Origin of the sequence: Amycolatopsis sp. cg13, assembly GCF_041346965.1 — a bacterium.
GTDB lineage: Bacteria > Actinomycetota > Actinomycetes > Mycobacteriales > Pseudonocardiaceae > Amycolatopsis.
Genome location: NZ_CP166848.1, coordinates 7480469 through 7505724 on the forward strand (window position 1 = coordinate 7480469; position 25256 = coordinate 7505724).

Sequence of the window (25256 nt, forward strand, 5' to 3'; positions counted from 1 at the left end):
AAACGAAATGACTGCCGCGCCCGCGTTGAACACCTACGATCTGACCGACCCGGCCACCTACATCGGCACGGACGTGCACGCGATGTGGCGCCGGTTCCGGTCGGAACAGCCCGTGTACTGGCATCCGGAAAGCCCGCGCGGTCCGGGTTTCTGGGCGGTGTGCCGATATGCCGACACCCTGGCCGTCTATCGGGACGACGAGAGGTTCACCTCCGAACGCGGCAATGTGCTGAGCACTTTGCTGCAGGGAGAGGACTCCGCCGCGGGAAAGATGCTGGCTGTCACCGACGGTCGCCGGCATCAGGAGATCCGCAAGCTGATGCTCAAGTCCTTCTCTCCTCGACTGCTGGCGCACATGAAGGAGTCGGTTCGGGACCGGACCAGGGAACTGTTCGACCGTGCTCTGCAACTGGGCGCCTTCGACCTCGCCGCCGAGATCGTCGACCACATCCCCATCAACACCATGGGGGAGCTGATGGATGTGCCGCGCGCCGACCGGGCCCGGCTGGTCGAGCTGAACACCGAAACGCTCGGCAGCAGGCACGCTGATCAGGACAGCTTCGAGGCGGTGCTGGCGCGCAACGAAATCCTGTTGTACTTCCAGGAATTGGCCGAGCATCGCAGGCGCGAACCCGGCGAGGACGTGATCAGCGCGCTCGCCAACGGGACAGTGGACGGCGAACCTCTGAGCGAGGAAGAGATCGTCCTCAACTGCTACAGCCTCATTCTCGGCGGCGACGAGTCGAGTCGGCTGTCCGCGACCGGCGGCGTCCTGGCGCTCAGCGAGCATCCGGAGCAGTGGCGGATGCTGCGCGATGGGACCGCGCCGTTGCCCGGCGCCGTGGAAGAGGTGCTGCGCTGGACCGCGCCGGCGATGCACTTCGGCAGGCGGGCCAAGGTCGACGTCGAGCTCGGCGGGCAGCTGCTTCGCGCGGGAGACATCGTGACCCTGTGGAACATTTCGGCGAATTTCGACGATGCCGCGTTCCCCGAGCCGGAGAGGTTCGACCTGCTGCGCTCGCCCAACAAGCACCTGACGTTCGGGTACGGACCGCACTTCTGCCTTGGTGCGTTCCTTGGCCGGGCGCATGTGGAGGCGGTACTGGAGGGGCTGCGCGATCGGGTACGGGAGATCCGTGTCGCGGGCGAGGGGCAGCAGATTCACTCGAACTTCGTCTACGGCCGCATCACCTTGCCGGTCGACCTCGTCCCGAGGTGACCGCGACCGCGGAAGAACGACGACAGAAGGAGCGAAGGCGATGACAAATCCGTTCGACGATCAAGACGGGACTTTCCTGGTGCTGGCCAACGACGAGGACCAGCACAGCCTGTGGCCGGCTTTCGCCGAGGTGCCGCGGGGATGGCGGGTGGTGCTGGAAGCAGGCAGCCGCGAGGCCGCATTGGCTTACGTGGAGGCGAACTGGACCGACTTGCGGCCACGGAGCCTGCGCGAGGCTACCCGCTGAGCCGGGTTCAGGGGGAATCCGCAATGGACTGTGCCATCGAGGTTTCCGGCCTGCGCAAGAGGTACGGCGACAGGGAAGTGTTGTGCGGGGTGAGCCTTTCCGCGCGCCGCGGATCGGTGCTCGGCCTGCTGGGGCCGAACGGAGCCGGGAAGACCACCATCGTGCGCGCGCTCGCCACTTTGCTGACGCCGGACGGGGGTTCGGCCACCGTAGCCGGGTTCGACGTCGTGCGGCAGCCCGGCGAGGTGCGCAAGCGGATGGCTCTCGCCGGCCAGTACGCCGCGTTGGACGAAGCGTTGACCGGTACCGAGAACTTGGTGCTGCTGGGCCGGTTGCTGCGCCTCGGCCGCCAGCGCGCCCGGCAACGGGCCGCGGAACTGCTCGAGCAGTTCGGCCTCGGCGACGCGGCGGGACGGCCGGTTCGGACTTACTCCGGCGGAATGCGCAGGCGGCTGGACATCGCGAGCTGTTTGGTGTCGCAGCCTGTCGTGCTGTTCCTGGACGAGCCGACGACCGGATTGGACCCGGCGAGCAGGCTTGCCTTGTGGGCGACCGTGCGTGAGCTGGTGTCGGGCGGCGTGACCGTCCTGCTGACGACTCAATATCTGGAGGAGGCCGATCAGCTGGCCGATCAAGTGGTGGTCCTCTCCACCGGGAAGGTGATCGCCGACGGCACTCCGGCTGAGCTGAAACGCAAGGTGGGCCAAGAACGGCTGGAGCTGACGGTCGAGCCGCACGCTGTCGTCGCGGCGAGCTCGGCGCTCCTCTCGATCGCCGCGGAGCCGCCCGAAGCCGATCCGGCGACCGGGATCGTGTCGCTGAGGCTGTCCGGCAGTCTCAGCGGGATGGACGGGATCGCCGCGGCCGCGGCGGCGTTGCGCGAGTCCCGGGTCGCAGTGACCGACTTCGCCTTGCGCCGGCCGACGCTCGACGACGTATTCCTTGGCTTGGTCGGAAAGCCGGGACCGTGACCCGCATCGTCTTCACCGTCCGCGATCTGGTGCGGGTCCGGCTGAGAGTGAGCCTGGGACCGGTCGCGGAGACGGTGTTCGCGTTGGATTCGCTCGGCCGGAATCGCGGCAGCCAGCCGCGGTCCGGACCGCCGCGGGAGTGGCAGGACCGACTCCGGACGGTGCTGCGGGGGAATCCGCGAGCGGCGAGAGCGATCGCGGAAGCTTCTCCGGAAAGCTTGCTGCGGTTGGTTGATCGCGGGTACCCGCCGGACGCCGTGCGCCGCGGGCCGTCGCGGACGGAACTCATGGAGATCTGGCAGCTCGCCGTGGCTCCCTACTGGAACCGCATCGCCACTCAGCTGGACGCGGACTGCGCGGCCTGGGGCCGGGCGGCGTTGACCAACGGTGTGGAGTCGATGCTGTCGACCCTGCATTCGCGGATCGGCTGGCGCGCCCCGGTGCTCGAGGTGCCCGGAGCGGCGGACGAGGAAATCCTGCTCGGCGGGCGCGGTCTGGTGTTGTGCCCGTCGCTGTTCCTGCACCATCGGCCGGGCGTGCTCGTGGGAGCGCGGGGGGCGGGCAGCCCGGTGCTGGTGTTCCCGGCACCGCTCGACCCGGCCGCCGCGGCGCGGATCTTCAGCGTCCCGGAGACCCCGTCGCGGGCGCTGGCCGCGCTCGTCGGCCCCACCAGGGCCGCGGTGTTGCAGGTGCTCACGAACACCTGCAACACGACGCAGCTCGCCCGGCGGCTCGGCATTTCCTCGGCGGGGGCCAGCCATCACACGTCGGTCCTGCGGCAAACCGGGTTGATCACCACTCGCCGGGTCCGCAACGCCACACTGCACACTGTCACCCCGCTCGGAATGGCACTGCTCGGCGGTGAGGCGGGCTGAACGGGGGCGCGTTCAGGTCTCGGGCCAGTGACGGAAACCTCTTCTGCCGTACAGCAACGGGGTCTGCCCGTGCCGGTGGGCCACGTCATAAACCTCGCCCAGCACGATCAGATGGCTGCCCACCCGCTCCGCGCCTCGGATCCGGCAGTCGGCCGTCGCGTGCGAATGCTGCGGAAGGTGCGGTCCCGCGGAGCCAGGAGCCCACCGCACCCTCTCGAACCGTTCCGGCTCGCCCGAGGCGAACAGGCTGGCGACCGAATGTCCGCCGGCATGGACGAAGTTGACCGCGAACTTCCCGGCAGCCAGCACCGCGGCCAGGGTCGGGCTTTCCGCCCGGAGACAGACGAGAAGGACGGGCGGTTCCACGCTGACGCTGCACAGCGAGGAACACGTCATTCCCCTCGGAGCGCCGTCCTGGCCGTCGGCCGTAACGATGGCGACTCCGCTGGGGAACTCTGCCATGAGGGAACGGAACCCCTCGGCCGAGACGGTTTCGGCCGAGGAGGCGCCGGCCTGCTCTCCTACGTGCACCGGCTCATTTCCCGTGCAGTTGGCGCAGGTATTCATAGGTGCTGGGCAGAGTGTCCACGAGTTCGGCGCTCTGCCGTTTGAGGTCGGCGAAGACCGCTTCGGCCGTCTCGATGGCCTCCGGTCGGTACGCCAGGGAGGGCAACGCGTGTTCGGGCAGGTTGTCGAGGCCAGTGAACACGCAGTAGTAGTTGGCGTTGCTCCAGAAATTGCGGAACTCAGCTTCGAAATTTCCGTAGTAGTTGCTCTCGTCGGTGATCGGGGTGTTCACCGGGAGACCGGCCTTGTACATCGCGACTTTTTCCTTGAAGTCGTCAGCGAGTTCGAGTTCCTTGCAGGCGCGCCAGAACGGAGTGTCGTTGCGGGGCGCGAAGCTGAAGTGGCCCTGGATGAAATCCCGGGTGTCGTCGAACATCGATTCGATCTCGGCGTTGAACCGCTTGGCCAGAACCGGTTCGAAGTTCTTGTCCGGAAAGTGTTTCACCAGCTGGTAGAGAGCCGCGTAGGTGAAGTAGATGCCGGTCGACTCGAGGGGTTCCAGGAAACAGGACGAGAGCCCGATGCCGACGCAGTTGCGCACCCAGGCCCGGCGGTTGCGGCCTACGCGGAACTTGACGTGGTTGAGCGGGGTGTTCTCTGGGTCGAGGCCCCACATGCGGCAGTACTCTTCGGTCGCCTCGTCCTGGGTGGCGAACCGGCTCGAGTAGACGTAGCCGCTGCCGAACCGGCCGAGCATGGGAATCTTCCAGGTCCACCCGGACGACATCGCGATCGACGAGGTGAACGGTTCGATCCCGTTCTTCTCGTCGTCATGCGGGATGGAGGTGGCCACGGCCCGGTCGTTGAGCAGGTGGTCGCTCATGTCGAGAAACGGCTCGCGCATCACCTGGTTGATCAGCAGGCTGCGGAAGCCGGAGCAATCGACGAAAAGATCGGCTTCCAGCCGTCGTCCGGTTTCGGTGTTGATCGCCGTGATGAACCCGCGCTGGTCGACCTCGGCGTGGGTGAACTTGTCCTCGATGTGCACCGCGCCTTGCTTCTGCGTGGCGAACCGGCGCAAGAAGTCCGCGACCAGATTGGCGTCGAAGTGCCAGGCATAGCTCGCCCAGCGTGTTCCGTCGAGGTGCCGAGGCGAGAGTTTCCGGTCGAACACCTCGGGCTGGCGGTAACAGGCATAGTCGAACGGTTCGTCGGTCTGCCCGTTGAGCCGCCGCTGAACCCAGTAGTGCGACAGCGGGAGGTTTTCGTGTTCCGGCAGCAGCCCGAACAGGTGGTCGAAGTGGTCAGGCTTGCCGTGGTGCTGCCGCGCGGTGGCCTCGCCAGCGCCGGGCGTGCGCCAGTTGACGAATCTGATGCCCATTTTGAAGCTCGCGTTGCACTCGCGCATCCACTCTTCTTCGGGAAGGCCGAGGAAATCGAAGAACACCTTGTGCAGGTTCGGGATGGTGGCTTCGCCGACGCCGATCCGCGGGATCGCGGGCGCTTCCAGCACTGTGATGTCCACGGTGGGGCCGAGTGCCTTGCCGAGATAGGACGCGGCCATCCAGCCTGCAGTGCCGCCGCCGAGGACGACGATTTTCTTGATCCGGTTGTCACCCATCGAAGATCTCCCTCTTGATCGTGGCTCGGGTAGACGCGGGCTCGCCGCAGGGCGGGTCAGCCCAGGAGAATGTGTCCGTCGGCAGGCCGGAGTTCCCGGCTGCGGCGCAGGTCGCGCAGCGCGAAGCCGCGCTGCAGCCAGCGGTCCCGGCCGTCGTAGCGCGGGGTGAACGAGGTCCGGCCGTGCAAGGCGATCCGGTTGTCGACGACGGCCAGATCGCCCGGGACGAGCCGGACGGTCGAGGAGTGCCGGACGAGCTCCTCCTGCAGCTGCCGGAGTGCCTCGGCGGCCGCCTCGCTTAACGGACGCGTCGCGGCGAAATCTACGCAAACGTCCGGATCGTCGGGTGCGCCGGCGAGCACGGCATGCGGTTCGCCGCCGTCGTGGCCGGCGCCGCCGAACGACGGCGGTGCGGCGGTGGCGAACTCGGTGCGGGACAACGTTTCCCGGCACTGGGTGCTCAGGTGCGGGAGGACGGTGCGGACGGACGACGTCCGGAGGCCTGCCACCCGGTCGTGGTCGGCGCGCAGGCACAGCAGCAGCACGTAGTCCGGCCGGAACGGATGAAAGGCGTTCTCGTTGTGGAACGAGAGCACCACCGATCCTTCGTTCCCCTGGAATTGCTCGTTTCCGCGGACGGGAACCACGTCGTGGACCAAGGCGCCGGACTTTTCCGCGGCGAATGCCATCGGATTTCCGAGACCGCTGGCGAATAAGGTGATCAGTGCGGCTGGGACGGTCGATGCGACCGGGGCCGAGCCGCTCTCCGACGGCGTGTCCGGCAGCGTTTCCTCGTCGACCGGCAATGATCGGATGAGGAATACTCCTTCTCGGCCGGAGTCCCGGCGGAACCGGGAGAGCCGCTTTCGCGGTGCGGCGGGTGTGTCGTGCCAGGCGTCGGCCGCGTTCGTCAACCATTCTCTGGAATTTATTGAATCGACCGACGAGGTCAGGTCTCGGGCAATGCGGTCGAAAGACTTTGCTTCGACGTCGGAAAGGATTGTCGCGGGTGGCAGTGATTGGCCGGAATGGCCGGAAATCGGCATGGTCGGGCCTCCCCCAGGGCTGGCTCGCGGCTGGTGTTCCCCTGGCGAGCGTATGGACGGAGAAGCGGGAGAGGCCAGGACGTTAGACCAGGCCTGGAACTCGCAGGTCGAGCAGTGCCTACAGGAGATGGTCACGAGTTGCAGTTGACGATGAGCTCTGCCATCTGTCATCGTAAACTTACACGTGACTGACCAGGGGCTTCGCCAGGGAAATGAGAAGGGGATGGCGACCGTGCATAAACGGACATTCACCGTGCGGGCAGCGAGGTGGAGCGCGACGCACCCGTGGCGGGCGATCATCGGCTGGGCCGTGTTCGTGGCGTTGTGCTTCGCGGCCGGCAGCATGATCGGCACACACAGCGCCACCAGCGCCGACTTCCGCGTCGGCGAGGCCGGGAAGATGGAGCAGATCGCCGACGACGGCGGGCTCAACCCGGTCGCGGTCGAGAACGTGCTGATCACTTCGAACCAGGGGCCGCTGGACCGCACTGCCGCCGACGCGGCTGCCAACCAGGTGACCAATCGGATGCGCGTACTGCCGGAAGTCGCTTCAGTCGCACCGCCCCAGGCCTCCCCGGACGGGACCGCCGTCATGGTGAAGGTGACCATGAAGGGCGACCAGCGGGACGCGTCTCTCCACGTCGAACCGCTGCTCGCGCAGACCGCGGAGGTGCAAAAAGCGAATCCCGCGCTGCGGGTCGAAGAGACCGGGAAGGGCTCCACCGGCAAGGGGCTCAACGACCAGCGCGGCTCCGACCTCGCGTTGTCGGAGGCGATCACCCTGCCGGTGACGCTCGTGATCCTGCTGCTGGTGTTCGGCTCGGTGCTGGCGGCGGGCGTGCCGGTGCTGCTGGCGATCACGTCGATTGCCGGTGCTACCGGCCTTTACGGCGTGGTCTCGCACATTTTCCCGGATGCCGGGGTCGGCGCTCAGGTCATCTTGATGATGGGCATGGCCGTCGGCGTGGACTACGCGCTGTTCTACCTCAAACGAGAACGCGAGGAACGCGAGGCGTCCGGAGGACGGATCACTGCCGAACGTGCGATCGAACTGGCCGCGGCCACGTCCGGCCGCGCCGTGGTGATGTCCGGATTCGCCGTCATCGCCTCGACCGCTTGCCTATTCTTCGCCGACGACGTGATCTTCTCGTCGCTGGCCGCGGGCACGGTCATCGTCATCCTGGTCGCGATGGTCAGTTCGCTGACCGTGCTGCCCGCGGTGCTCGCCAAACTCGGGACCAGGGTCGACCGCCGGCTGCGCTGGCGTCGCAAGCGCGACCGGGCCGGCGAGCAGCACCGCCTGTGGACTGCGTTGCTGCGGCCCGCGATGCGCCGTCCCGGGCTGACCTTGCTCCTGTCGGTGGGTGGCATGCTGCTGCTGTCGCTGCCCGCACTGGGGATGAAGCTCGGCGTGCCAGGCGATGACACTTACTCCCGGAGCATTCCCTCGCTGCAGGTTGCCGACCGGGTGAACCAGGCGTTCCCGAGCGAGCGCGCGACCAACTCGATCGCCGTCCACTCCGATACCGCGACACACGAGCAAATCCAGAGCTCGCTGGCGGGCCTGGCCTCGTCGGTGCGGGACAACCCGTTGTTCGCGGGCAATGACAACCCGAACATCGCGGTGTCCGCGGACGGCAAAACCGGCACGCTCTACCTCGGCACGCCGTACAACGTCAGCAGCCCGCAAGCGACAGCGGCTCTGCATCAGCTGCGCGGGCAGTTCGTGCCGGCGGCGTTCGCCGGGCTGCCCGGGGCGCAGTACGCGGTATCCGGGGACGTCGCGCAGAACGAGGACTACGTCCGGCACCAGGACGAGCAATTGCCTTGGGTGCTCGGCTTCGTTCTGCTGGTGTCGTTCTTGATGACCTTGGTGGCGTTCCGTTCGATCGTGATCGCGTTCATCGGCACCGTGCTGACGATGCTGTCGGCGACCGCGGCCTTCGGCCTGCTGGTCCTGGTGTTCCAGGGCCATTGGGCGGAAAATCTGCTCGGATTCGAATCGGTGGGCTTCATCGGATCCCGGGTCCCGTTGTTCCTCGTGGTGATCCTTTTCGGCCTGTCGATGGACTATCAGATCTTCGTCGTCAGCCGGATCCGGGAAGCAGTGCTCGCCGGAGTGCCGACGCGACAGGCGGTTTCGCGCGGCATTGTCGGCTCGGCGAGCGTGGTCACCAGCGCCGCGGTTGTCATGGTGTCGGTCTTCGTGAGCTTCGTGCTGCTGCATCTGCTGGAACTCAAACAGACCGGTTTCGCGCTGGCCACCGGAGTCCTGCTGGACGCCGTGGTCGTCCGGATCCTCATCCTGCCGTCGCTGCTCGCGTTGCTCGGCCGGGCCAGCTGGTGGCCTTCCCGCGCCACGCGTGCGGCGCGGGAGCCGCAGCGGCCCGTCGATCCGCGGACGCAAATCCGGTTGGACCAGCCGAGCCGGTAACCCCTGCCGGCCGGCTCCGACGGCGCGGCGTCCGCGGTTCTCCCCCAGTACCAGCGGACGTCGCGCCCGGAGGCGTGCGGGTATAGGAAAGATATAGCCGTCGTTGAGAGGTTGGCCCAGGAACCGAGACCACTGAGCCAGTCCCTGGTTGGAGACCTGCGATGACGACAACGAACTCGGCCGCGGATACGGACGAGACGCGCCACGCCAAGATCAAGGAAATCGTCTGCGAGATCTTGGAAATCGATCCGGACGAAATGACCGGAACCAGCCTGTTCAAAGAGGACCACGGTGCGGACTCGATGGGAGCCATCGAAATCCTGTCCTCTCTCGAGCGCACCCTCGGGGTCGACATCGACCAGAACGAGCTCGCGCGAATGGTGAACCTGGACAGCGTCGTGGCTGTCGTCGAAGAGGCGAGGAAGGCCCAGTAGCGGCCCGAACCGGCCGGCGACAACCATGGGGAGCTGAAGGTGCCTGAGAACCGAGCACCGCGCAAGGTCGTGATCACCGGCCTCGGCGTGGTCACCAGCATCGGCATCGGAGTCGAGGACTTCGCTGCCGGACTGAGAAACGGACGCTGCGGCGTCAAACCGATCACGTCTTTCGAGACGGCCGGTTATGCGCACGCCAACGGATGCGAGATCACCGGCTTCGATCCGTCCGGCTGGATCGAGAACATCGATCCGGCGGGCATCGGGCGGGCGAGCCAGTTCTCGGCCGCGGCCGCCCGGATGGCGGTGGAGGACGCCGGCCTTCCGCCCGGCGACCTCCGGTCCGGCCGGGTGCTGGTCTCCGTCGGCACCACCGACGGGGAGTCGCGCGATCTCGACAAACTGGCGGTCGATCAATACCGGCACGGGCCGGAGGCATTGGATCCCGTGCTCGCGTTGCGATCCCCAGCCGCACGCCTGGCCACCACTGTCATCCGGGAGCTGGAGCTGGCTGACGTGGAGGCCGTGACCATCCCGACCGCGTGCGCCGCGGGCAATTACGCGATCGGGCACGGGATCGACGCCATCCGGGCGGGCGACGTCGACGTCGCGCTCTGCGGAGGGGTCGACGCCCTCTGCCGCAAGACCTATGCCGGCTTCTACCGGCTCGGGGCGATGGCTCCGGAAACCTGCCAGCCGTTCGATCTCGACCGCAAGGGAATCCTGGTCGGCGAGGGAGCGGGCATCCTCCTGCTGGAGAGCCTCGAATCGGCGGAGGCCCGCGGTGCGCGGATCTACGCCGAACTCCTCGGGTACGGCTTGAACTGCGACGCGCTCAGCCCGGTCCATCCGGACCGGAACAGCCTGGCCCGATGCATGGAGCTGGCACACGCCAACGCCGGCGTGAAGCCGAAGGACATCGACTTCATCTCCGCGCACGGCACCGGCACCAAAGCCAACGACATGACCGAGGTGGGAGCCATCCGCGAGGCGTTCGACGATGATCCGCCGCCGACCATCTCCATCAAGAGCATGCTCGGCCACGCGATGGGCGCGGCCAGTGCGCTCGGTGCGGCGGCGAGTGCGCTGGCGATTACCGAAGGCTTCATTCCTCCGACGATCAACCACGTCCGGACCGATCCGGAGTGCGACGTCGATTGTGTTCCCAACGAAGCGCGGCAGGCAACGGTCAACGTGGTGCAGAACAACGGCCTTGCCTTCGGCGGCAACAACGCCGTGCTGATCGTCGGACGGCATCAGGCCGTCGCATGACGGTCCCGCTTCGCCGTCGTGAGTCCCGAGGTTCGGCGCGGGTCTTGCTGCTGCACGGCCTGGGATGCACGAACAGCATGTGGGACCGGTTCGCTGACCAGCTGGGCGATTCAGTCGAGCTGTGGGACGTCCGGTTGCCGTGGCACGGACTCGACGGCGGCTGGGGCCACGTTGCCGACCAGGCCGCGGCGGTCGTGGACGCCGTCGAGAACGGACCCGGTTTCGACGCGGTCATCGCGCATTCCTTCGCCGCGGGTCTGCTGCTCGAGGCTTTCGCGGCCGACCGGATCGCCCCGAGGCCCGCGGTGCTGGCCAGCGTGTTCTACCGGGCGGAGCCAACGGACTTCACCTGGACGGACATTTCCCGGTATCTCAACGAGTTTCACCTCATCTTCGCCGAGGCGCTGCGCCTCGGCGGCGGTGGCGCGGAACAGCGACTCGAACGAGCGTGCCGGATCCGGGACCAGATCGGGCCCTACGGCTGGGTCCGGTTCTTCGAGTCGTACCTGCGCACGCCGTTCCTTGACCTGTCCGGCATCCGCGCGCCGCAACTGGTTCTGGCAGGCGACTCCGACATCGCCACCCGCCAGTCGGACAGCCGGGCGCTGGCCGAACTGCTTCCCAGTGGCGGATTCGGGGTGCTCGGCGACTGCGGCCACTTCCCGATGCTGGAACAACCGGGCGCGTTCGCCCGCGCCGTCCTGGATTTCCTGACGGCATCCGTACTTCCGACAAGTCCTGCCCTGGAGCTGACGTGACCTCGACCCAGATCGCCCCGACCGCACCGGACCACCGCACCGAAACGGTCCTCCGCCCGCGCTACGAAGGTTCCAACATTTGCACGTGGATCGGTTTCAAGCACGTCAGTTACCTGGTCGAGGAAGCTGTTCTCGACCATTTGCGCCAGCGCGGCCACCCGGCGGGCGAACTGTACGAGCGGTTCGGCGTGTGCACCGACCTCACTCGCATCGAGACCCGGATGTGGACCGCGTACCACATCGACGACGTCGCCGTGGCCACTGTGCGCGAGCTTCCCGGAGACGGGCCGGAGCTGCGGTTCTCCGTCGAGATGGTCGCCGACCGGGACCAGCCGGTGAAGACGGTGACAGCCAAGGTGGAGGTGACCCTGCGCGAAGATCCTCGAGGCTTCCCCGCCGAGCCCGCGCCCGCCGAACTGGCGACCAGGCTCGTGCCGCGGCTGGGCATGGACCCCGACCCGGTGCCGTGCGCCGGAGATCCTCTCCCGGAGCTGCTTGCCGGCCAGAACGCCTACGGCTGGAAGTGGCGGATTCCTTACCCGTACTGCCATTTCACCGAGCGGTTGCAGATGTCGGGCTATCTGCGGCTGATGGAGGAGGCGGTCGACCTGTTCCTGGCTGACCGCGGCGTGTCCATCCACACGTTGCTGTCGGAACAGAACTGGATTCCGGTGGTGCCCAGTTCGTCGATCATCGTGCTCGACGAGGTTGGCATGGAAGAGGAGTTGTACACCGTCTTCACCGTGGAGACGGTGTTTAAAAGGCTGACCTACACCGCACGGATGGACACCTATGTCGTGCGGGACGGCGCACTGGTCAAGACCGCGACCGGACGGATCACCCACGGCTACGCGGTCATCGAAAACCGGCGCGATTGGTCGCAGGTCGATTTCGACGACCGGCTGTTGAACGCCTTGGCGGGCAAGGGCGGTGAGAAGTGAACACCGCCGTCGCCTGCCGCACTGACGAACTGGTGCTCTCGGCCTGGTTCACGGTGTCGCCGTTCGGGGTGGGCAAGGAGGTATTCGCCGACGGAATCGCCCACGCCCGCAGCGGAATATCCGAAGTCGACAAAGCGGTTTTCCCGGTGCCTTACGACCGGGCCGGGATGGTTCCCGATTTCACCGCGGCGAAGTACCTGGGCCGCAAGGGGACCCGGCTGATGGACCGGCTCACCGCGCTGGCCGTGACCTCGGTCGGCGGTCTGGTCGAGCAGGCCTCGGCCGAACTGTCGGCGGCGCCCGAGCGGGCCGGACTTGTGCTCGGCACCGGCTGGGCGAGCGTCCAGTCCATTATGGACACGACGAGAGATTCGCTCTCCGGGGAGAAGCCCTACCACGTCGATCCGGCCAAATTCCCGAACACGGTGATGAACAAGGCCGCCGGGCAAAGCGCGATCTGGCACACGATCAAGGGTCCGAACACGACGATCAGCGGGGATTGGCTGACGGGGCTCCTCGCGTTGAGCTACGCCGCGCGGCTGTACCGCGGCGGGCACACCGACCGGGTGCTGTGCGGTGCCGTGGAGGAGTATTCGACCCAGCGGGCCTGGCTGGAGTGGCATGCCGGAGCGGCGAGCGGCGAGCGGGCCCACGCGCTCGGCGAAGGCGGCGCGTTCTTTCTTCTGGAGTCTTCGGACGAGGCACGAGCCGCCGGGCGACCGGCGCTCGCTCGTGTGCTGGGCACCAGATTCCGGGCCTTCGGCGCGCCGGACCGGGCTTCCCGGGCGCTCGCCGACTGTGTCCGTTCGGTGCTGGCGGAGACCGGGACCGGCGCGGACCAGGTCCGGCTGGTTTCTCTGTCGGGAGTCGCCAGCACGGTCTCGGCTGCCGAGGAGGAGGCGGTGAACGACGCGCTCGGCGAGAGCGCTGATCGCCGCCGGATCCGTTGCGGGCCGCTCGTCGGCGACACTTCGGCTGTGGCGACCGGGTTCCAGTTGGCCGCGGTGCTGGCTGAGTTGGAGCGGAGCCCGTTCGGGACGGACGACGCCGCCCTGATCACCGCGATCGGCCGGGACGGCACGGTTGGATGCGCTCTTCTTGGCGGTGCCGCATGACAACCGCTTGGCCGGTCGAGGACGTCGAAGAGACGGACGCGATCTTGTCGGCACGCGCTCGGGCGGATGCCGCGAATCCGGTGTTCGGCGGCCACTATCCCGGATTCGCCATTCTGCCGGGCCTCTACCTGGTCGAATACGTCAACGCGACTGTGCGGGCACGCCGGGGACGCGTCCGGGCGGTGGCACTGGACAAGATCAAGTTCCTGCGTCCGGTCTATCCGGGCGACGAGCTGTCGATCCGGGCCGAACTGTCCGAGAGCGACGGCGGACTGCTGGCATGTTCGGCGACCGTCCGGGTCGAGGGAGAGCTGGTCGCCGAAGTCGTCCTGCACTACGCACCTGGGGGCGGATCGTGAACGGAATCCCGAAAATCAAGAGCGTCATCCCGCACCGCTGGCCGATTCTCCTGATAGACCGGGTCGCCGAGGTAGTGCCGGGGCGGCAGCTGACCGCGTACAAGGCCGTGACCGCGGCGGAGCCGTGCTATCAGAGCCTCCCGGACACGGCGGCAGAGGAGGACTACGCGTACCCGGTCGCCTTGCTGCTCGAATCGTGGGCGCAATCGGCGGTCATGCTGGCTTGTTGGGACACCCCGAACCCGGACGTCCTCGGCGGCAAGGTCGAGCTGGCCGCGAGCATCAAGGGAGTCCGGCTTCCCGCTCCGGTCTACCCCGGACAGCTGGTGGAACACCAGGTGGAGCTGCTGCGTCGCGTCGACGACGCCGCGGTGGTCAACGGGCGGAGTTCGGTGGGCGGATCGGTGGTCCTGGAAGTCGGCCAGGCCGTGGTCGCCTTGCGCGACGCGGAAGTGCTGCGGCACCCGACCGAGGCTTCCGCATGAGCGGACGGAAGGCAGCGCTGGTCACCGGGGGTTCGCGCGGCATCGGGCGGAGCGTGGTCAACCGGCTTGCGGAGGACGGATACGACGTGGCGTTCTGCTACCGGGCCGACCACGCTGCGGCCGCGCTCGTGGAGAAGGAAGCGCGGGACCGCGGCGCTTCGGTCTTGGCAGTCCGTGCGGACGTGTCTGATCACGGCGAGGCCAAGAGCCTCGTGCGCCGGGCAGAGGACGAACTCGGCCCGGTCCATGCGGTGGTTTCGGGCGCCGGGATCGTCCGGGACAATCCGCTCGTACTGCTGGGGAAGCAGGACTGGGACGCGGTGTTGCGCACCAATCTGGACGGCACGTACAACGTGTGCGCTCCGGCGGTTTTCGGCATGGTCAAACGCCGCGCGGGAACCGTGGTCACGGTGTCCTCGGTCGCCGGCGTGCACGGCAACGCGACGCAGGCCAACTACTCCGCGGCCAAAGCCGGGATCATCGGATTCACCAAGGCGTTGGCCAAAGAGGTGGGCGCGTACGGAATCCGGGCGAACGTCGTGGCCCCGGGATTCATCGAAACCGACATGACCTCGGGTCTCGCGGCGAAGGCGACCGAGGGGCTCGCCGCGCGGATTCCGCTCGGCCGCTTCGGCAGGCCGGAGGAGGTGGCCGACCTGGTGTCGTTCCTCGTCTCGGACCGGGCGAGCTATGTCACCGGGCAGGTCTTCGGGGTCGACGGCGGACTGGTGATCTGACGGAGGACGGAAAATGGGCACATCCACAACACCGAGGTTCTACTTTTCCCTGCGCAGCCCGTACTCGTGGCTGGCCTATCGCGATCTGCTCGCCTTCCATCGCGACGTCGCGGACTTGATCGAATGGCGGCCGTACTACGAGCCGGACGAGCGCAGCGCCCGGCTCATCGCGGAGTTCGGCGGTGAGCTCCCGTACACCGACATGTCCCGGGCCAAGCATTTGTACATCTTGCAAGACGTTGCCCGGCTCGCCGCCGCACGCGGGGTGCGACCGTCGTGGCCGCTCGACGTCGAACCGGTGTGGGAGGTGCCGCATCTCGGCTACCTTTACGCGGAACGACACGGCAGCGGCAGAGCCTTCGTCGACGCGGTTTATCGCGCACGCTGGGAACAAGGCCGCGACATCTGCGATCGGCGAACCATAGGCGAAATCGGAGCCGCGCTAGATCTGGACTCGGCCGCGGTGGCCAACGCGTGCGACGACGACGAACTTCGCGTCGCCGGCGCACGCGGCATGGCGGACGCGGTCGAGGACGGTGCCTTCGGAGTGCCGTTCTTCGTGCATCGTTTCACTCGTTTCTGGGGCCTGGACCGACTCGAGGAATTCGCTGCCCACGTACGGGCGAAGCGTCCTCCTCGGCAACGATGCACCGAGGTGGTCACCACCGCGGTCGGGTTGGGTCGTTCGCCTGACGACGGGCATGCCGGTGGCTGTGGCTGACCAGCGAGCCGACCCGTGCTGGTCGGGTGGCGAACTCGCTCCGTTCCGGGCCGCCGTGGCGAGGTTCTGCGTCGAGGAACTGGTTCCGCATCAGTCGCGATGGGCGGAGGCCCGGCAGGTCGACCGGACACTGTGGACACTGGCGGGCAAAGCAGGGCTGCTGTGCCTAAGCATTCCGGAGAGCTACGGCGGCGGTGGCGGCACGTTCGCACACGAAGCGGTCCTCGCCGAGGAACAGGCGAGAGCGGGGGACACTGCCTGGGGTTTGAGCGCCCACGGGGTCGTTGCGCACTATGTGCTCGAACACGGTACCGAGGAACAAAAGCAGCGGTGGCTGCCACAACTCGCTTCGGGGGAACTGGTCGGGGCCCTCGCGATATCCGAACCGGGGGCCGGGTCCGATATCCAGGCTGTCGCCGCGACAGCGAGGGTGGAAGGCGATGACTATCTCCTTAACGGTGCCAAGAGCTTTGTCACCAACGGTGTCCAATCGGGGCTTGTCGTCGTGCTGGCCAAGATCGCAGGCGTTCGCCCGTCCTTCTTCGTCGTGGAGACGGAAGGCGTGTCCGGGCTGAGCCGCGGTCGCCCGCTGGACAAGATCGGCAGGCACGGTCAGGACACCTGCGAACTGTTCTTCGACAACGTGCGAATCCCGGCATCGAACCTTCTCGGCGCCGGAGAAGGGCTGGCACTGCGACAGCTGCCCCGGCTGATCTCCCGGGAGCGGTTGCTGCTTGCGGTCTCGTCGGTCTCGGCGATGGAAGGCGCGATCGCCGAGACGGTGCGCTACTGCCGCGATCGCACGGTGTTCGGAAAACCGCTGATCCGCATGCAGAACACCCGGTTCGTCCTGGCCGGATGCGCGGTCAAGGCGGCGGCGAGCCGTGCGCTGCTCGACCGGTGCGTCGAACGCGAACTGGCCGGACGGCTGACGATGTCCGAAGCGGCGACGGTCAAGGTGGAGACGACCGAGCGGCTCGGCGAAGTCGTCGACGAGTGTCTTCAGCTGTTCGGCGGCAACGGGTACACGGCCGGGTACCCGATCGGCCGCGCATGGGCAGACGCCCGGGTCGCGCGGATCTTCGGCGGGACCAGCGAAGTGCTCAAAGAGGTGATCGCGGGAGCACTGTGAAGTGCCATACCTCCGTGGTATGTCCGGCTCGCGAAGATGGTAGTGGGAAGCGGCCCGGCTGGTCGCTAAAGTTCGCTGTGTGGCCTGATTTCGGCCATAGCTGGCGAGTGGGGACTCGCCGGCGGGTGTGCGCGTGCGGTTTCCGCGGCCGGATCCGACAGTTGCCGCCGATGGGGTTGCTTGATTCTGGGGGAGGGCTCTTCAGCCATGCGGGTACAGATTCTCGGCTTGCTGGAAATCGCCGAAGCGGGCCGGTCTTGCCAGGTGGCCTCGGCGAAAGTGCGTGCGGTACTGGCGTTGCTGGCGTTGTCGCCAGGGGTGCCCGTGCCTGCCGCTGTCCTGGTCGAAGAACTCTGGGGCGAAACCAGGATCGGCAACGCACGCAACGCTTTGCAAGCGAACATTACTCGGCTGCGCAAGCAGATCGAGTCGATCACCGACCGCAGGGCGGACGAGATCGTCCGGACGGTGAGCGGCGGCTATCTGCTCGATCTGCCGAAAGACCAGGTGGACGCGCACGTCTTCGTCGACCTGGCGAGGCGCGGAAGCGCCGAGATAACAAGGGATCCGGCGCGATCGGTGGAATTGCTCGAGCGCGCATTGCTGCTGTGGCGCGGTCCCGCGTTTCTCGACGTGCCCGACGGGCAGCGGTGCCTGCTCGAAGCCGCGCACCTTGATGAGCGAAGGCTCACAGCGAGAGAGGACCTGATCACCGCGAAACTCGCCAACGGCGAGGGCAGCGGACTGGTGTCCGAACTGAACCGACTGGCCGCGGAGTACCCGGAGCGCGAACGGTTCAGCGAACAGCTGATGCTGGCCTTGTACCGAAACGGCAGACAGACGGAAGCGCTGGACGTTTTTCATGACACTCGCAGACGGCTGGTCGCGGAAATGGGACTCGAGCCCGGCAGGGGAATGCGCCGGATCTACGAGGCCATTCTCGTCCAAGACGCGGTTCTCGGCTAGGGGATGGCCGTGGAGTACCGCATTCTGGGGCCGGTCGGGATCGGCGACGGGAACCGGGAAATCCCGGTGGACGGAGTAAAACTGCGCACCGTGCTCGCGGCGCTGCTGCTGTCCGGGGGACGAGTGACGTCCGACGGGCAGATGAGCGATCTGTTGTGGGGGCAACGACCACCCGCGACGTCGAGCGCCCAGATCTGGACCTATATTTCGCGTTTGCGCAAACTGCTCGGACAGGGCGCGACCATTGTGCGCCGAACCCCGGGCTACCTCCTCGACATCGGGCAGGAAGGCGCTTTCGACTACGCCGAGTTCGAGGCGGACGCGGAACGCGGCCGGACGGCTGCGGCTGCCGGCAGCCACGACGAAGCGTCGGCGTGCCTGCGCGCGGCCCTGATGCGTTGGCGGGGGCCCGCTCTGTCCAACGTCTCCGAGCACCTGTTCACCGCGGAAGCAGGCAGGCTCGAGGAGGCGAAGGCCACGGCCGCCGAAGATCTGATGGACGCGGACTTGATGCTGGGCAGGTATGCGCAAATCCTTCCCGAACTCACCCGGCTCGTTCGGCAGTATCCGTTGCGGGAACGGTTCCGGGCGCAGTCGATGGTGGTGCTGTACCGGCTTGATCGGCAGGCCGAAGCGCTCGCGTTGTTCGACGAGGGCAGACGGAAGCTGGCCGAGGAACTCGGGATCGATCCGGGCGGCCTGCTGCGCGGCGTGCACCAGGCGATCCTTGCCGGGGCCGGTGAGCTCCCGTGGCCTGCCAGGGACCATCGGCAGATCCGATGGTCCTCGTCCGCCGCGATCTTGTCCTGAATCCGCGGCGGGCGACGGACCGGCACTCCTTTCGCCGGTCATGGCCGGATGAGCGGTTCTCGCGAAAGTCCGAGCCGACGGAACACCGCGCTTCCCAGAACGGTAGCGGGGTCGTCGAGGTCGAACGGGAGGTCGAAGTGGTTGCGGTGCGCCACGACGAATTCTTCGACCGATGACGCACGGGGAGCGGCACAGCGGACGAGGTCGTCGTGCTGCCGGGCGAACTCGTCCGTTTCGGCTTCTCCTCGCGCAACGATCAGCTGAGGGAGTCGGTCCGGCAGGTGCAGGAGCGGACTCAGCTCCGCGGCCTGCGCCGGCGTCAGGCCGACGTTGTCGTTGACATAAGTCCGCTGCAGCGGCCGGAGATCGTAGACTCCGGAGAGGAGGATGGCCGAGGAGAACACATCGGCCGGATGACTGCCGTCCGGCAGCCATCCGGTTTGCAGCGCCGCGGCGACCAAGCAGGCTCCGGCGCAGTGTCCGGCGAGGTGGATCCGCCGAGGCGAGAAGCCGAGTTCGGCCGCATGCGCGATCAGCCACCACAATCCGCGGCGCACTTGCCCGACGATCTCGCTCAGCTGGTATTCGGGAGCAAGACCGTACCCGACGGCGGCATATGAAGCACCGCTCAGTCCTTCCGCCGGAAAGCCCGATTCGTCCTTGCTCAGCTCCTGCCAGTAGCCGCCGTGCACGAAAACCAGGAGCGGAGCGTCCGGCTGGTCCGCGGCGAACAAGTCGAGTGCCTCGCGTGGTTCGGGTCCGTATCGCAGCTGCGAGTGCCCTGGGCGCGCGGCCCGGGCGCGCGCGCTGCGGACGGCATACTCGGTGAGGATCTCTCGCATGTTCGCGGTCCGGGTGCTGGGCGAGTACTGGTTGTCGAGTTCCGTTCGGCTGTATCCGCGATATCGAAAGCCCACGTGACGCTCCTTGAATTCACCCGTGCGCGCGGGCGGTCCACAGTTCAGGGAAGAACCGGTGTTCGGCGACGCCTGCGAGCCAGGCCACGCCTGAGGTTCCCCCGCTGCCTGGCTTGCCTCCGATAATGCGCTCGACAGCCAGCAGATGGGTGTAGCGCCATCGCGCGTGCTGGTAGCTCAGGTCGGTCAGAGCTTCAGCCAGCAAGTGGAGTTCGCGGTGCGCCTCAGGGCTGTGGCAGACTTCGGCCCAAGCTCGTTCGACGGACAGATGCGGCTGGTACGGCTCCGCGTAGTTCCGCACGGAGCATTTTTCCGGAATAAAGTCGAAGCGCCTGCGCAGTAACGAGATCGCGGCGTCGTACACGCTCGGCGCGCGCAGTGCGGCATCGACTTGTCGGTACACCCAGGCAACACTCCGGTGCGCCTCGGCGAGACCTGGATCTTTGCGACCGAGCACGAACTCGAGCTGCCGGTACATGAAGGACTGAAGTCCGGACGCGTCGCCCAGCCGGTCCCGGAACCCCGCGAACTCGGCGGGGCTGATCGCGCTGACTGGTTCCCAGGCTGCGACGAGGAGGCGCTGGCTGCGCTCGATCCGGCGCAGCTGCCGGAGAGCGTCGCCGATCCGGTCGGCGAACAGCAGGTCCCTGGTGCGGCCGAGGTCGGTGAACAACAGCTTGAACAGCAGTTCCTGGATCTGTCCGACGGTCAGGAATGTCAGTTCGGCGGATTCGGCCGAACGCGGATGCTGCTGGCCGAGCAGGACGTCGACATTGTGATAGTCGATATAGGCGGTGCTTTCGGGCCGGGCGCTGCCGACTCCGAAATCCAGGAGCGGACCTCCGCCGGTTTTCGAAGCCTTTGCCGCCCGTTCCTCGTCGGTCAACGGCACGTAGGCACGAGGACCGCTTGTTGTTCGCTCGCCTGCCACGATTTTAATCGTCTCCAGCATCCCTGACACAACACTGACTTCCTGCTGACTGCGCACATCGAGGCTGCGTCCGGGACGGCAATCCCAGCGTCCGTCGTGACGCTGGCGGCACCATTGCCGCCGCTCTGATATTCGGCGGGTGGCTAGATTGGCCAGTTCCGGGCGTAAACAGTGTCGAGATAGCGCTCGCCGAGATCCGGGGCGATGGCGACAGCGGTCAGGTCTCGCGCGTGCGCGTTGCGAGCCAACCAGGCACGTGCTCCGCTGATCACAGTTCCGGTTGACCCGCCGAACAGAAAACCTTGCGCGGCAAGCGATCGGCACTCGCGGACGGTATCGGCTTCGGAGATGAACAGGACCTCGTCGACGAACGACTCGTCGAGCAGCGCGGGCCGCACCCCGGCCCCGATGCCGGGGATCAGCCGGGATCCGGCGGGCCCGCCGAAGACGACCGACCCCTCGGCATCGACGGCCACGATCCGGCTGGACGGCTTGACCTCCCGCAGATACCGCGCGCATCCCATCAAGGTGCCGGTCGTCCCCGTGCCGACGAACAGTACGTCCAATTCCGGGAAGCTCTTGATGATCTCGGGGCCTGTTGTCTGGTAATGCGCCAGCCAGTTCGCCTCGTTGGCGTACTGGTTGAGCCAGACATATCCGGTGCCCGCGGCGCACAACTCGGCGACGCGGGCGAGCCGAGCGCCGAGGAAACCGCTGTCGGGGTGCGGCCGGTCGATCACCTCGACATCGGCGCCGAGCACGCGCATCAGCCTGATCGCCGCGTTGTTGCACCGGAGGTCGGTCACACAGGTGAAGCGGTAGCCCCTGCTCAACGCAAGCAGGCTCAAGGCGATGCCGAGATTGCCCGACGAACTTTCGACGATGGCGGCCCCCGGGGACAACAGACGGTCGCGCTCGGCCGCCGCGATCATCTCGGCCGCGGCTTTCAGCTTCACCGATCCGGCGAAGTTGAGTCCTTCGACCTTGAGGTACAGCGCTATGTCCGGTCGCAGGTCGACAAACAGGTCGGGGACGTTGAACTCGTGCGGTTGGCTGATCACGGGCATGTCGAGAGATTCCGTCCCCGATAGTTCCGTGCGTCTGCCGCGGGTTCCGCCAGAGACACGGAAGGCTCTGCGAGCAAGCAGCGGTCGGCATCGTCGACGACGCCGTGCCATTCGGAGAAGACCTTCCCGGGCAGATCGGCGGTGGCTCCGCCAGGACGTTTGGACTGAGCCGAATCCAGATCGCGCGGTCCGATTTCTTCGACAGGCCGTCCAGCCCAAGCCGGACGACTTTGCGCGCAGCGGCCGACCCGCGTGCCGCTTGAGGCCGGGTTCAGCGCTCGCGATGAGGGGCCGAGGCGCAGCGGTTCGTCTCGTCGCAGCTGACTGTGCCGGTCGTGCACAGTGTGCTGAGCCATGAGGACATGCTCACGGCCGAAGCTGACGAAGTGCTGACCGGAAGCTGACTACTTGTCTGTCATCGCGGGCAGCGGTCCCGGTTCGGCCAGCATGCGCCGGGCCGCGGCGAGCGGGTCCGCGGGCTTTCCGAGCATTGTGCGGGCGATCTTGAGATGCAGTTTGGCGGTGCCGATGACCAGATACACAGTCGCTGTCGAGAGCAGGAAAGCGCCTGCGGCGACAAGCAACGCGCTGGCTAGGTCGCCGATCCACACGCCATTGGAGCCGTTGCCGATCAGACCGTGCGCGGTGTCGCCGCTGCCCAGGTGCTGAGGGACGGCCCAGTACCACAGCGGAACAGTGATCAGGCCGATCGAGGTGAGCCAGATCAGCAGCGTGGCGCTGTCCAGCAGCAGAAGAACCGGGTAGAGCAGGATGAGATAAACGCAGTCGCGCAGGGTCGCCGGGTCGGTCCAGCGGGTCTTCATCTGCGTGAAGACGCCGCTGCCGTGGACGATCCGGTAGTGCCCGTCGATGCGAGAGGCGACAAGGGCGGTCCGGGCGCGTTCGACTTCCGCGCAGCCGCGGACGATTCCGGCCGCACCGACCAACAGCGGCAGGCCGAGCCAGGTGATGTTCGCGGCGTAGGCGACGACCACCACGACTGTCGCCGCGCAGAACAGGAACGTGCCCACCGGCAGATAGCTGAGCAGGTAGGCGGTGGCCGTCCACGGGCTGGCCGAAAAGAGGGTGCGGAACGGATTGCGGTGCGTTCGCAACCGGTCCGCCGTCGGGGTCACCCCACGCTCCGGAGGAGGTTCTCGACCTCCGACAGCCTGTCGTCGAGCTGCGTCAGCCGGGTCTCGATCGCCTGCTGATTGGCGATCGCCTGCTGCGCGAGTTTGCGATACCCGGCCAGTGCCACCGCATCGGCCCGGTGTCTTTGCAACCGGAAGTAAGACACCACGCTCGCGGTGACTCCCCCGATGGACACCAGCACGATGGCGAGGGCTGTCAACCCGCCGCTCATGTGCTCACCCCCTTCACCTCGTCCGATCCTTCCGGCATTCCGCTGTTCTGTTCGTCCTCGGCCAACGCGGCGACGATGGTGCCCACGTCGAGGGTCAGCTCGAAGGGCGTGATCTCGAAGTACTTCATCGCTTTGCCGTCTTCGGACAGTTCGAGACTGCCGGTGACGAGGGCGGCCTTCTGCAGACGTTCGAGATGCATGTAGAGCAGCGGGCGGGACAGCTCGAGCCGACGGGCCAGCTCGCTGACGTGCACGCGGCCCTTCGCCAGCTCCGCGATGATGCGCAGCCGCTGGGTGTGCCCGATCGCCGCGAGCACGGTGAGGAGCTCTTCGCTGGTCAGGTTCCACCCCCTCGTTTGAGCTGTCAGTCTAGACTGACAGGTGAAAAGTATCAGTGTCAAATTGGCCGCGGCCTGCGGATTGCCGCAGGTGGACAGTACGTGACGGCGTTCGTGCACTGTGCGCTGCAGGGGTGGCGGCGTCCGAAGGCTCGGGGAAATGTCCAGTTGCCGGCCGTGAACGGTTGACATGCGGCGCGAACTGCTCATGCCGAACGGCGGCGGAACGGCTGCGGGCTCCTGACCGTGGTGCTGCCGTTCCTGGCCGCCGGGAACTCAACTCAGGCCGGTGCCGGAAGGAACCGCATCGCGGACTCGACCGCGATCTGGATTCTCCCGTGCACCCGCGGATTCAACAGTGCGGTCCCGTCAAAATCCCCGCTGGAAGCGAAAATCCCGACCGGCAGCGTCAGGGCCTGGAAGAACCCGAACAACGGCCGCAGCGCGTGCTCCAGCACCAGTGCGTGGTGGTCGCCCCCGCCAGTAGCTGTCAGCAGGACGGGTTTGTCGACCAAGGCGTACTGGTCGACAAGATCGAAGAACTGCTTGAACATCCCGGGATACGAGCCGCGGAACACCGGCGTCGCCGCGATCAGCAGGTCGGCCCCTTCGGCGCTTCGCAGGGCGGCCTCGACGTCCGGCGGCACGCCCGTGCGCTCGATCGTTCCGGCCAGCCCCAACCGGTACACGTCGATCCGGGTCGCCGAGACCGGGAGCAGCCCGCCGAGGGTTTCCAGGATGACGTCCACCAGCCCCACCGTCTTGGACGGCCGGCTCGGGCTTCCGTTCACGACCGCCACCCGCAGTTCGCTCACGACGCGATCTCCCGTCGCACGACCGGGGCGACCTCGGTGCCTAGCCGTTCGATCGCTTCCAGGTGTGCTTTCTGCGGCATCCCGCCGAAGCCGAGTTGAACCAAGACCCGGTTCAGGTTGTAAAACTCGTGATAGGCAAGCAGTTTCTCGATCAGCTCCGCCGAACTTCCCACCAGCAGTCCTGACCCGGGCGAGGCCTGTGCGTCGAAGGCGGACCGGGACAGCAGCATCCCTTCGCCGCGCTGATGGTTGTTCTCCAGCATGCCCTGCGCGAAGTACGGATACATGGTCTCGCGCGCTTCCTGGCTGGTGCGCCCGACATATCCGTGCACGTTGATGCTGATCGACGTCGGATCGTGCCCGGCCTCCCGCGCCGCCTGCCGGTAGAGGGCGGCGGTCTGCTCATGCTGGGTCAACGGTCCCAGCAGCAACGCCATCGCCATCGGCAGTCCGCGCCGTCCGGTGCTGATCGCTGACGCCGCGGACCCGCCGACACCTACCCAGATCGGCAAGCCGTCTGCGCGCGGCGCGATGTCGGCGTCATCGAGCGGTGCGCGGAACTTTCCCTTCCAGGTCAACGGATTCTGCTCGCGGATCGACAGGAGGAGGTCGAGCTTTTCGCGGAAGAGATCGGCGTAATCGGCGAGGTCGTAGCCGAAGAGCGGGAAAGACTCGGTGTACGAGCCGCGGCCCGCGATGATCTCGGCGCGGCCCGCGGACAGCAGATCAATGGTCGCGAACTGCTCCCACACCCGCACCGGGTCCTCGGAGCTCAGCACGGTCACCGCGCTGGTCAGCCGGATCCGTTCGGTGCGCTCGGCCGCCGCGGCGAGCAGGATCGTGGGCGCGGACCCGACGAAATCGCTGCGGTGGTGTTCGCTGACGCCGAAGACGTCCAGTCCGACCTCATCGGCGAGTTGTGCCTGCTCGATCGTCTCGCGCGTCCGCTGCCGCGGCGAGGGGAGCGTCCTGGAAACCGGGTCCTTGGTGAGTTCTCCGAAGGTCAGGATGCCGATTTCGAACGGCCGCGCATCAGCGGCGGTCTGCGGTTCAGCCATGGTCGGTGCTCCTTTCCGACGCCCGGCCACACGCTGCGGCCGAGCCTGCCGGAATTAACCTGTCTGCGCAGACAACTAGTTCCAGCGGTAGTCGTGATCACCCGTTTGCCGGGC

Annotated in this window: 28 protein-coding genes; 17 read left to right on the plus strand and 11 right to left on the minus strand. The window is 66.9% G+C overall.

The genetic code is table 11. The annotated features are described in order from the left end of the window. Positions 1–7 precede the first annotated feature (7 nt). Genes AB5I40_RS35115 through AB5I40_RS35130 form a run of 4 tightly spaced genes read left to right on the plus strand, consistent with a single transcriptional unit; the run spans position 8 to position 3312 of the window. On the plus strand, positions 8–1219 hold the full coding sequence (locus AB5I40_RS35115; protein ID WP_370934471.1) for a cytochrome P450: 1212 nt from the start codon (positions 8–10) through the stop codon (positions 1217–1219). 40 nt (positions 1220–1259) lie between these two features. Further along, positions 1260–1466 (plus strand): MbtH family protein, encoded by a 207-nt coding sequence (locus tag AB5I40_RS35120; RefSeq protein ID WP_370934472.1) that lies wholly within the window; start codon positions 1260–1262, stop codon positions 1464–1466. Between the two features lie 23 nt (positions 1467–1489). Then, entirely contained in the window at positions 1490–2437 is a 948-nt protein-coding gene (locus AB5I40_RS35125) for an ATP-binding cassette domain-containing protein (protein ID WP_370934473.1), read from the plus strand. Beyond that, a complete protein-coding gene (locus tag AB5I40_RS35130) occupies positions 2434–3312 on the plus strand; it encodes an ArsR/SmtB family transcription factor (protein WP_370934474.1) in 879 nt (292 codons plus the stop codon). The genes AB5I40_RS35125 and AB5I40_RS35130 overlap by 4 nt, the downstream gene beginning before the upstream one ends. A 12-nt stretch (positions 3313–3324) precedes the next feature. On the opposite strand, the gene AB5I40_RS35135 is transcribed toward AB5I40_RS35130, so the two are convergent. The 3 genes from AB5I40_RS35135 to AB5I40_RS35145 all read right to left on the minus strand — a co-directional run bounded on the left by AB5I40_RS35135 (position 3325) and on the right by AB5I40_RS35145 (position 6486). Beyond that, positions 3325–3774, minus strand: coding sequence for a flavin reductase family protein (locus AB5I40_RS35135; protein WP_370934475.1), 450 nt, complete (start codon positions 3772–3774; stop codon positions 3325–3327). Between the two features lie 73 nt (positions 3775–3847). Continuing rightward, positions 3848–5440, minus strand: coding sequence for a tryptophan halogenase family protein (locus tag AB5I40_RS35140; RefSeq protein WP_370934476.1), 1593 nt, complete (start codon positions 5438–5440; stop codon positions 3848–3850). A 56-nt stretch (positions 5441–5496) separates the two neighbouring features. Next, positions 5497–6486, minus strand: a complete 990-nt coding sequence (locus AB5I40_RS35145; RefSeq protein WP_370934477.1) for a TauD/TfdA family dioxygenase — start codon at positions 6484–6486, stop codon at positions 5497–5499. Between the two features lie 223 nt (positions 6487–6709). On the opposite strand from AB5I40_RS35145, the gene AB5I40_RS35150 reads away from it, so the two are divergent. The 13 genes from AB5I40_RS35150 to AB5I40_RS35210 all read left to right on the plus strand — a co-directional run bounded on the left by AB5I40_RS35150 (position 6710) and on the right by AB5I40_RS35210 (position 18650). Continuing rightward, positions 6710–8920: an MMPL family transporter gene (locus tag AB5I40_RS35150; RefSeq protein WP_370934478.1), complete on the plus strand. Its 2211-nt coding sequence runs from the start codon at positions 6710–6712 to the stop codon at positions 8918–8920. 161 nt (positions 8921–9081) lie between these two features. Continuing rightward, positions 9082–9354, plus strand: coding sequence for an acyl carrier protein (locus AB5I40_RS35155; RefSeq protein ID WP_370934479.1), 273 nt, complete (start codon positions 9082–9084; stop codon positions 9352–9354). A gap of 39 nt (positions 9355–9393) precedes the next feature. Next, on the plus strand, positions 9394–10626 hold the full coding sequence (locus AB5I40_RS35160; protein ID WP_370934480.1) for a beta-ketoacyl synthase: 1233 nt from the start codon (positions 9394–9396) through the stop codon (positions 10624–10626). Further along, positions 10623–11384, plus strand: a complete 762-nt coding sequence (locus AB5I40_RS35165; protein ID WP_370934481.1) for an alpha/beta fold hydrolase — start codon at positions 10623–10625, stop codon at positions 11382–11384. Before AB5I40_RS35160 ends, AB5I40_RS35165 begins: the two co-directional genes overlap by 4 nt. Next, the gene (locus AB5I40_RS35170) at positions 11381–12325 is read left to right on the plus strand and encodes a thioesterase family protein (protein ID WP_370934482.1); all 945 of its coding nucleotides are present in this window, start codon (positions 11381–11383) and stop codon (positions 12323–12325) included. The genes AB5I40_RS35165 and AB5I40_RS35170 overlap by 4 nt, the downstream gene beginning before the upstream one ends. Next, the gene (locus AB5I40_RS35175) at positions 12322–13440 is read left to right on the plus strand and encodes a beta-ketoacyl synthase N-terminal-like domain-containing protein (protein ID WP_370934483.1); all 1119 of its coding nucleotides are present in this window, start codon (positions 12322–12324) and stop codon (positions 13438–13440) included. The genes AB5I40_RS35170 and AB5I40_RS35175 overlap by 4 nt, the downstream gene beginning before the upstream one ends. Next, positions 13437–13799: a 3-hydroxyacyl-ACP dehydratase FabZ family protein gene (locus AB5I40_RS35180; RefSeq protein ID WP_370934484.1), complete on the plus strand. Its 363-nt coding sequence runs from the start codon at positions 13437–13439 to the stop codon at positions 13797–13799. Before AB5I40_RS35175 ends, AB5I40_RS35180 begins: the two co-directional genes overlap by 4 nt. Further along, complete coding sequence (locus AB5I40_RS35185; RefSeq protein WP_370934485.1) at positions 13796–14284, plus strand: 3-hydroxyacyl-ACP dehydratase FabZ family protein; 489 nt, start codon at positions 13796–13798, stop codon at positions 14282–14284. Before AB5I40_RS35180 ends, AB5I40_RS35185 begins: the two co-directional genes overlap by 4 nt. Continuing rightward, entirely contained in the window at positions 14281–15021 is a 741-nt protein-coding gene (fabG, locus tag AB5I40_RS35190) for a 3-oxoacyl-ACP reductase FabG (protein WP_370934486.1), read from the plus strand. Before AB5I40_RS35185 ends, fabG begins: the two co-directional genes overlap by 4 nt. Positions 15022–15034: 13 nt before the next feature. Next, positions 15035–15742, plus strand: coding sequence for a 2-hydroxychromene-2-carboxylate isomerase (locus AB5I40_RS35195; RefSeq protein WP_370934487.1), 708 nt, complete (start codon positions 15035–15037; stop codon positions 15740–15742). Next, the gene (locus AB5I40_RS35200; protein WP_370934488.1) at positions 15723–16874 is read left to right on the plus strand and encodes an acyl-CoA dehydrogenase family protein; all 1152 of its coding nucleotides are present in this window, start codon (positions 15723–15725) and stop codon (positions 16872–16874) included. The genes AB5I40_RS35195 and AB5I40_RS35200 overlap by 20 nt, the downstream gene beginning before the upstream one ends. A 207-nt stretch (positions 16875–17081) precedes the next feature. Then, positions 17082–17840: a BTAD domain-containing putative transcriptional regulator gene (locus AB5I40_RS35205; protein WP_370934489.1), complete on the plus strand. Its 759-nt coding sequence runs from the start codon at positions 17082–17084 to the stop codon at positions 17838–17840. A 9-nt stretch (positions 17841–17849) separates the two neighbouring features. Then, complete coding sequence (locus tag AB5I40_RS35210; protein WP_370934490.1) at positions 17850–18650, plus strand: BTAD domain-containing putative transcriptional regulator; 801 nt, start codon at positions 17850–17852, stop codon at positions 18648–18650. Positions 18651–18688: 38 nt separating this feature from the next. Here AB5I40_RS35210 and AB5I40_RS35215 read toward each other — a convergent pair whose 3' ends face one another. The 8 genes from AB5I40_RS35215 to AB5I40_RS35250 form a co-directional block, all read right to left on the minus strand. Continuing rightward, the gene (locus AB5I40_RS35215) at positions 18689–19567 is read right to left on the minus strand and encodes an alpha/beta hydrolase (RefSeq protein WP_370934491.1); all 879 of its coding nucleotides are present in this window, start codon (positions 19565–19567) and stop codon (positions 18689–18691) included. A gap of 16 nt (positions 19568–19583) precedes the next feature. Beyond that, positions 19584–20498 (minus strand): tryptophan 2,3-dioxygenase, encoded by a 915-nt coding sequence (locus tag AB5I40_RS35220; protein ID WP_370934492.1) that lies wholly within the window; start codon positions 20496–20498, stop codon positions 19584–19586. Between the two features lie 143 nt (positions 20499–20641). Then, positions 20642–21565, minus strand: a complete 924-nt coding sequence (gene sbnA, locus AB5I40_RS35225) for a 2,3-diaminopropionate biosynthesis protein SbnA (protein WP_370934493.1) — start codon at positions 21563–21565, stop codon at positions 20642–20644. A 404-nt stretch (positions 21566–21969) separates the two neighbouring features. Then, the gene (locus AB5I40_RS35230; protein WP_370934494.1) at positions 21970–22701 is read right to left on the minus strand and encodes a sensor domain-containing protein; all 732 of its coding nucleotides are present in this window, start codon (positions 22699–22701) and stop codon (positions 21970–21972) included. Continuing rightward, positions 22698–22931: a hypothetical protein gene (locus tag AB5I40_RS35235; protein WP_370934495.1), complete on the minus strand. Its 234-nt coding sequence runs from the start codon at positions 22929–22931 to the stop codon at positions 22698–22700. Before AB5I40_RS35235 ends, AB5I40_RS35230 begins: the two co-directional genes overlap by 4 nt. Beyond that, a complete protein-coding gene (locus tag AB5I40_RS35240; protein WP_370934496.1) occupies positions 22928–23248 on the minus strand; it encodes an ArsR/SmtB family transcription factor in 321 nt (106 codons plus the stop codon). Before AB5I40_RS35240 ends, AB5I40_RS35235 begins: the two co-directional genes overlap by 4 nt. A gap of 302 nt (positions 23249–23550) precedes the next feature. After that, positions 23551–24084: an NAD(P)H-dependent oxidoreductase gene (locus AB5I40_RS35245; RefSeq protein ID WP_370934497.1), complete on the minus strand. Its 534-nt coding sequence runs from the start codon at positions 24082–24084 to the stop codon at positions 23551–23553. Next, the gene (locus AB5I40_RS35250; protein ID WP_370934498.1) at positions 24081–25142 is read right to left on the minus strand and encodes an LLM class flavin-dependent oxidoreductase; all 1062 of its coding nucleotides are present in this window, start codon (positions 25140–25142) and stop codon (positions 24081–24083) included. The genes AB5I40_RS35245 and AB5I40_RS35250 overlap by 4 nt, the downstream gene beginning before the upstream one ends. Positions 25143–25256 lie beyond the last annotated feature (114 nt).